Source organism: Natronomonas sp., assembly GCF_028274965.1.
Taxonomy (GTDB): domain Archaea; phylum Halobacteriota; class Halobacteria; order Halobacteriales; family Haloarculaceae; genus Natronomonas.
The window spans coordinates 175362-181569 of sequence record NZ_JAQCNO010000048.1 but is presented as its reverse complement, the minus strand read 5'-3'; the positions used below and the strand labels follow the sequence as shown (position 1 = coordinate 181569).

General features: G+C 68.7%; 4 protein-coding genes. 1 reads left to right on the top strand and 3 read right to left on the bottom strand.

From position 1 onward, the window contains the following. The 3 genes from Q0916_RS07060 to Q0916_RS07050 all read right to left on the bottom strand — a co-directional run. Positions 1-878: SPFH domain-containing protein (locus tag Q0916_RS07060; RefSeq protein ID WP_414689317.1), on the bottom strand; the 878-nt coding region annotated here is incomplete at its 3' end. Positions 879-978: 100 nt separating this feature from the next. Next, the gene (locus Q0916_RS07055) at positions 979-3597 is read right to left on the bottom strand and encodes a valine--tRNA ligase (protein ID WP_299236086.1); all 2619 of its coding nucleotides are present in this window, start codon (positions 3595-3597) and stop codon (positions 979-981) included. Between the two features lie 139 nt (positions 3598-3736). Further along, entirely contained in the window at positions 3737-4351 is a 615-nt protein-coding gene (locus Q0916_RS07050) for a TetR/AcrR family transcriptional regulator (RefSeq protein ID WP_299236084.1), read from the bottom strand. Between the two features lie 269 nt (positions 4352-4620). Between Q0916_RS07050 and Q0916_RS07045 the strand changes: the two genes are divergently transcribed. Then, complete coding sequence (locus tag Q0916_RS07045; protein WP_299236083.1) at positions 4621-6207, top strand: COG1361 S-layer family protein; 1587 nt, start codon at positions 4621-4623, stop codon at positions 6205-6207. Position 6208 lies beyond the last annotated feature (1 nt).

The following is a 6208-nucleotide window of genomic DNA, read 5'->3' as shown; positions in this document are numbered from 1 at the left end:
GTCATCTCCTGGGGCAACACGAACGTCGTCGACTCGCCTTTGCCGATCTCTTCGAGCGTCTCCATGCCGCGTTCGATGATCGCGCGTTCGCCCATCGACTCGGCGGATTTTGCGCGCAACACCGTCGAAATCGCGTCCCCCTGGGCCTCAAGGACGCTCGCTTGCTTTTCGCCCTGCGCTTCGAGGATGTTGGCCTGCTTGTCGCCTTCGGCCTTCTCGATGGCCGAGCGGCGCTCGCCTTGGGCCTCGAGGATCATCGCCCGCCGCTTGCGCTCGGCGGAGGTCTGTTGCTCCATCGCTCGCTTGACGTCCGGGCTGGGGTTGACCTCCCGGACCTCGACGGCTTCGACCCTGATCCCCCACTCGTCGGTCGGCCCCTCGAGTTCCTGTTGGATGCGGCGGTTGATGCGCTCGCGCTTCGAGAGCGTCTCGTCGAGTTCCATGTCGCCGAGGACGGCCCGCAGCGTCGTCTGGGCCAGGTTCGACGTCGCCTTCTTGTAGTCGTCGACCTGCAGGAACGCGCGCTTTGCGTTCATGACCTTGATGTAGACGACGGCGTCGGCGGTCACCGGCGAGTTGTCCTCGGTGATCGCCTCCTGCCGGGGCACGTCGATCGTCTGGGTCCGCATGTCGAAGGGGTACGTTTTCGAGACGAACGGCGGGACGAAGTGGATCCCGGGCTCAAGTAGCTCCCGGTACTCGCCGAACACCGTCAGCGCCTCCTTCTCGTAGGCCTCGACGATCTCGACGGCGCTGGATACGGCGGCGATCGCGACGAAAAGCAGCGCCAACCCGGCGACCAACACCGGGCTCGGTTCGACGAGGCCGAACCAGGCCGCCGCGCCGACGGCGAGGAGGGCAAAGAGACCGACCGACACGCGCGAAGGAACTCCGGTGCTCACGCGGCCGAGTTCGCGGGCGGCACTGTCTGACATACAACACGGTTGGGGCTCGCGCTACTTGAACCCACGCCGTCGGCTACTCGACGACGAGGACGGTCGCCTCGCCGGCCTCGAGGACCACGACGGACTCGCCGGTCTCCGAGCGCTGCTCCTCGACGAGTTCGAACATCCCCCGCTCGACGGTGGCGGTCTCGCCGTCGATCTCGAACTCGACGTGCCCGGCGGTGTCGAGTTCGGCCCGCAACTCGACGGGGTCGGCCGACTCCAAGCGATCGACGACCGCCCCGGCCCGGTCGCGGAAGACGGGCCCGAGTTCGCTGTGGTCGATGTCGACGCCGACCGGGACGAGTTCGACGTTCGGCTCGCCCTCCTCGACGTAGACCGGCCCGTTGACCGTGTCGGAGAGGTCGTACGTGTCGAGGGGCCGGTCCTCGTCGAGGTAGACCTCGACGCGGTCGAGTTCGGCGTTCAGCGGCTTGCCCTCCTCTGACTTCCAGCCCCGGACGGCCGCGGCGATCCCGGCGACCGTCCCCCCGCGGGCCGCGGCGTCGGCTTCGACCGCCGGCGGGTCCGGCCACGTCGCGCCGTGGACGCTGCCCTCCGTGGGCAGGTGCTCCCAGGCCTCCTCGGTGATGAAGGGCGCAAACGGCGAGAGCATCCGCAGAGAGGCGCTCAACGCGGTGTACAGCGCCCGTTCGGCGGCGCGGCGCTCGCCGGGACGCCCCTCGTACAGCCGGCCCTTGATGAGCTCGAGGTAGTCGTCCGCCAGATCGTGCCAGACGAACTCCCGGACCGCCCGCAGCGCGCTGTCGAAGCGGTGGTTGTCCATGTCCGCCGCGACCGACTCGGCGACCTCGCCACAGCGGTTCAGGATCCACGCGTCGGCGTCCCTGTAGGCCGGATCGGCCATCTCCGGCGTCGACTCCCCGACGTGTTCGGCGGCAAACTTCGTGATGTTCCAGAGCTTCGTCTGGAAGCGACTCGCGGAGGTCACCTCCTTCCACTGGAACTGGATGTCGCTGCCGGGCTGGCCGCCGAGCGCCATCGCCTGCCGGAAGGCGTCCGCGGAGTGCTCCTCGACGACCTCCTCGGGCTGGACGAAGTTCCCGCGGGACTTCGACATCTTGTTGCCGTCGTCGCCGAACACCATCCCGTTGATCAGCGCCTCCTCCCAGGGGACTTCGCCGGTGACGGCGCTCGTCCGGAGGATCGTGTAGAACGCCCACGTCCGGATGATGTCGTGGCCCTGCTCGCGGAGCTGGACGGGCTCGAAGTCGGCCTCGGGCCACCCGGCGACGTACAGCGGCGAGATCGAGGAGTCCATCCAGGTGTCCATCACGTCGGTCTCGCCGATCCACTCGTCGCTTCCGCACTCGGGGCAGGTCCCCACCGCGGGCGCTTCGGCGGTCGGATCGACGGGCACCTCCTCGGTCGTGGCGATCTCGACGCGGCCGCACTCGCCGCACTCCCAGGCGGGGATCGGCGTTGCGAACACGCGCTGTCTGGAGATCACCCAGTCCCACTCCATCCCCTCGGTCCACTCCTTTAGGCGGGTGTACATGTGCTCGGGGAACCACTCGGTCTCCCGGGCCGTCTCGAGGATCTCCTCCTTGTCGACCCGCACGAACCACTGCTCTTTCGAGAGGATCTCGATCGGCGTGTCACAGCGCCAACAGCAGCCGACCGACTGCTCGGTGTGCTCGTGGTCGTTGAGGTGTCCGGCCTCCTCGAGGGCGTCGGCGATCTCGTCTTTGGCCTCCGGGATCGACAGCCCCTCGAACTCCCCGGCGAGGGCGTTGAGGCGGCCGTCCTCGGTGAACACCGGCCGCAGTTCGAGGTCGTGCTCGATCCACCAATCGACGTCCTGCTTGTCGCCGAACGTACAGATCATCACCGCGCCGGTCCCGAACTCGGCGTCGACGTCGTCGTCGGCGATCAACTCGACCTCCTGGCCGAACAGCGGCACCTCGAAGGTGTCGCCGACGCGGTCGGCGTACCGCTCGTCGTCGGGGTCGACGGCCATCGAGACGCAGGCCGCGAGGAGCTCGGGCCGGGTGGTGGCGATCTCGATGTCGTCGTTGCCGACGCCCGCGAAGGTGACGTAGTGCAGCGTCCCATCGCGGTCGTCGTTTTCGACCTCGGCGTCGGCGATGGCGGTCTCACACCGGGGACACCAGTTGACCGGGTGTTCGTCCTGGTAGACGTAGTCCGAGTCGGCCATCTCGACGAACGACCGCTGGGTCCGGCCCCAGTAGTCGTCGTTCATCGTGCGGAACTCGTGGTCCCAGTCCTGGGAGAACCCGAGCGTCAGCATCGTCTCCTTCATCGCGGCGATCTGCGAGTCGGTGTGCTCGACGCACCACTCCCGGAACTGCTCGCGGGAGACGTCGGTCCGGTGGATGTCGCGGTTCTCCTCGACTTTCACCTCGGTCGGCAGCCCGTGGCAGTCCCACCCCTGCGGGAACAGCACGTCGTCGCCGCGCAGCCGGTGGTACCGCGCGGCGTAGTCCATGTAACACCAGCCCAACGCGTTGCCGATGTGGAGGTTGCCGGTCGGGTACGGCGGCGGCGTGTCGATGACGTAGTCGGGGCGCTCGGGGTCGTCGTCGTAGCCGTACACGTCCGAGTCAAGCCACTCGTCGCGCCATTTCCGTTCCGCTTCCTCGGGGTCGTAGCTGTCTGGAACCTCGCTCATAATTGGTGTCGCGTGGACCGGTCGGTAGCAACCAAGCACGTGCGCGCGAACCCGAACGGCGCGCGGTCAGGCCCCGCGTACTACAGACCGAGTCGCGCTCATACCTTCCGAGTCGTCCGTTCTAAGTAAAAAGGTTCGCTTACGTCCCGTCGCCGTCCGGGTCGGCGTACAGCGTCCGCTCGTTGTACGCGCGGAGCTCCTCGCGGACGGCCGGGATCCACCGCTCGTCGTCGGTGGTCGCATACCGGACGAACGCCCCCGAGAACACCGTGTTGATCATCGCGGCGGCCCGCTCGGGGTCGACGTCCCGGAAGCTGCCGTCCTCGATCCCGGCCTCGATGATCGCCTCGATGCGGTCCCCGAAGAACCGATCGCTCCTGGTGAAGTAGTCCCGGTAGGCCCCGTTGTGCGGCGCCTGCCCGCGCAGCCCGACCAGAGCCCGGACGAACCGCTGTCCCCCTGGCGGCGCGTCCGTGAGAACCAACCGATCACAGAGCCGTTCCATCGCCTCGCGGGGATCGGACACCGGCCCGGCCTCCGTCTCCGAGCGGTAGCTCTCCAGCATGAACTCCAGACACGCCACCAGCAGGTCGTCCTTGCCGTCGTAGTGGTGATAGATCAACGAGACGCTCTTGTCGAACTCCTCGCCGATCCGCTCGACGGTCAACTCGGCGTACCCGTGGGTACAGAGCGCCCGGTAGGCCGCCGCGAGGATCTCCTCGCGGGTCGTTTCGGGCTCCTCAAAGGCGTCCATCGGCCCCTCCACCGCGGCGGCCGAGCGGACGCGTCGGCGACGACTCCGGCGACGTACCCAGCGACATGCTCACTTTTGTGCGTGCGAGCGGTTTAATCTTTTTGAATAAACGTTCAATCAAAAGCGTTATGACCGCTCCGCGGTTGCGGATACTCAATGCCCCGGTGTTTCGCCCCCGCCGACGCGCCCCCATCCGGTTCGCCGACGGCGGGTCGCCCTCCTCGCCCCGTTCGCCCCCGTCCGAACCGCCCCGACGGACGGACGCGCCGATGACGGCGCGCCGTCCGATCGCCCTCGCCGTCCTCGTCGTCGCCGGTCTCGCCGTGGCCGTCACCGTCCCCGCGGCCGGACAGCCCAACGCCGGCGAGCCGGATCTGAACGCCTTCCTCCCCGACGGCGAGGTCGCCCCCGGCACCGAGACGACCCTCGACATCCGGATCCAAAACGACGCGGACGTCCGGACCGGAACCGGCACCGAGACCGTCACGACCGCCCGGGCGGTCAGCGCCGAGATCACCGACGAGGGCCCCTTCGACGTCCGGACGGCGCGAACCCCCCTCGGACGGATCGAGGACGGCAGCGTCTCGAACGCCGCCTTCGAGATCACCGTTCCCGAGGGGGTCGACCCCGGGACCTACGAGATCGACGTCGAGATCAGGTACTCCGCGACGAACCGCGAGACCGAAACCGACGACCAGCGGCTCCGACGGAGCACCCGCGAGACGGTCGAGGTACTCGTCACCGACGACGCGCTCTTCTCGATCGGTAACGTGAGCACGGACGCCCAACCCGGGACGACGGGCGTCGCCGAGATCGAACTCGAGAACGTCGGGTCGGCGACGGCCCACCGGACGACCGCGACGATCACCGGCGGCGGCGGGGTCACGATCGACGGCGGCAGCGCCGAGGCGTTCCTCGGCGACGTCGATCCGGGCGACAGCCGGACGGTCGACGTCGATGTCGCGGTCGCCGAAGCGACCGTCGCCGGCCAGAAGCCGATCGAGGCGAGCTTCGAGTACCGCGACGCCGACGGGATCGAACGCGATACGCCCCGGACCGCGTCCGGCGGCCTCGGGACGCTCGCCGCCCAGGCGTTCACCGTCTCGGAGCTCGACGACACGCTTTCTGTCGGCTACGACGGCCGTATCACCGGGACCGTCCGCAACGACGGCCCGACGCCCGTCTCCGACGGCGTCCTCGTCGTCGACCCGGTCAGTGACTCCCTGACGATCGAGGAGTCCCGCGTCGCACTGCCGGAGCTCGCCCCCGGCGAGTCGACCGACTTCGCGTTCCCGACCGACGTGAGCGGCCAGGCCGACCCCGGCCCGAGGCAGGTCCGTTTCACACTCGAGTACGCCAACGACGGCCGATCGACGGTCAGCGTCGGCCCGAACTCCCGGCGGGTCGTCGTCGACCCCCAGCGGAACGCCTTCACCGTCACCGGCCGAAGCGCCCGCCTGACGCAGGGCGGGACGACCGAGATCGCGTTCTCGATCCGAAACGAGCGCCCCGAGACGCTCCGGAACCTCAACGCGAAACTCTACGTCGACAGCCCCCTCTCGACGTCGAGCGACGAGGCGTTCGTCGACGAACTCGCCCCCGGTGAGTCCGGGGAGATCAGGTTCGACCTCGCCGCGAGCGGGGGCGCGATGCCGAAGACCTACCGGGCCGAGTTGGACGTCCAGTACGACACCGAACGCGGCGAGACGGTGCTGTCCCGGACGTACCAACAGCCCGTCGAGATCGGCGAACGAACCGGCGACGACGGGGGGCCGCCGACGGTCCTTCTGGCGGGCGTTAGCGTTGCGATCGCCGCGAGCGTCGCCGCCGCCGTCTGGTGGCGACGCAGGGGCTGAC

Coding starts and splice junctions, on each gene's coding strand:
- Q0916_RS07055 (WP_299236086.1), bottom strand. CDS start 3,597: ATGAGCGAGGTTCCAGACAGCTACGACCCCGAGGAAGCGGAACGGAAA.
- Q0916_RS07050 (WP_299236084.1), bottom strand. CDS start 4,351: ATGGACGCCTTTGAGGAGCCCGAAACGACCCGCGAGGAGATCCTCGCG.
- Q0916_RS07045 (WP_299236083.1), top strand. CDS start 4,621: ATGACGGCGCGCCGTCCGATCGCCCTCGCCGTCCTCGTCGTCGCCGGT.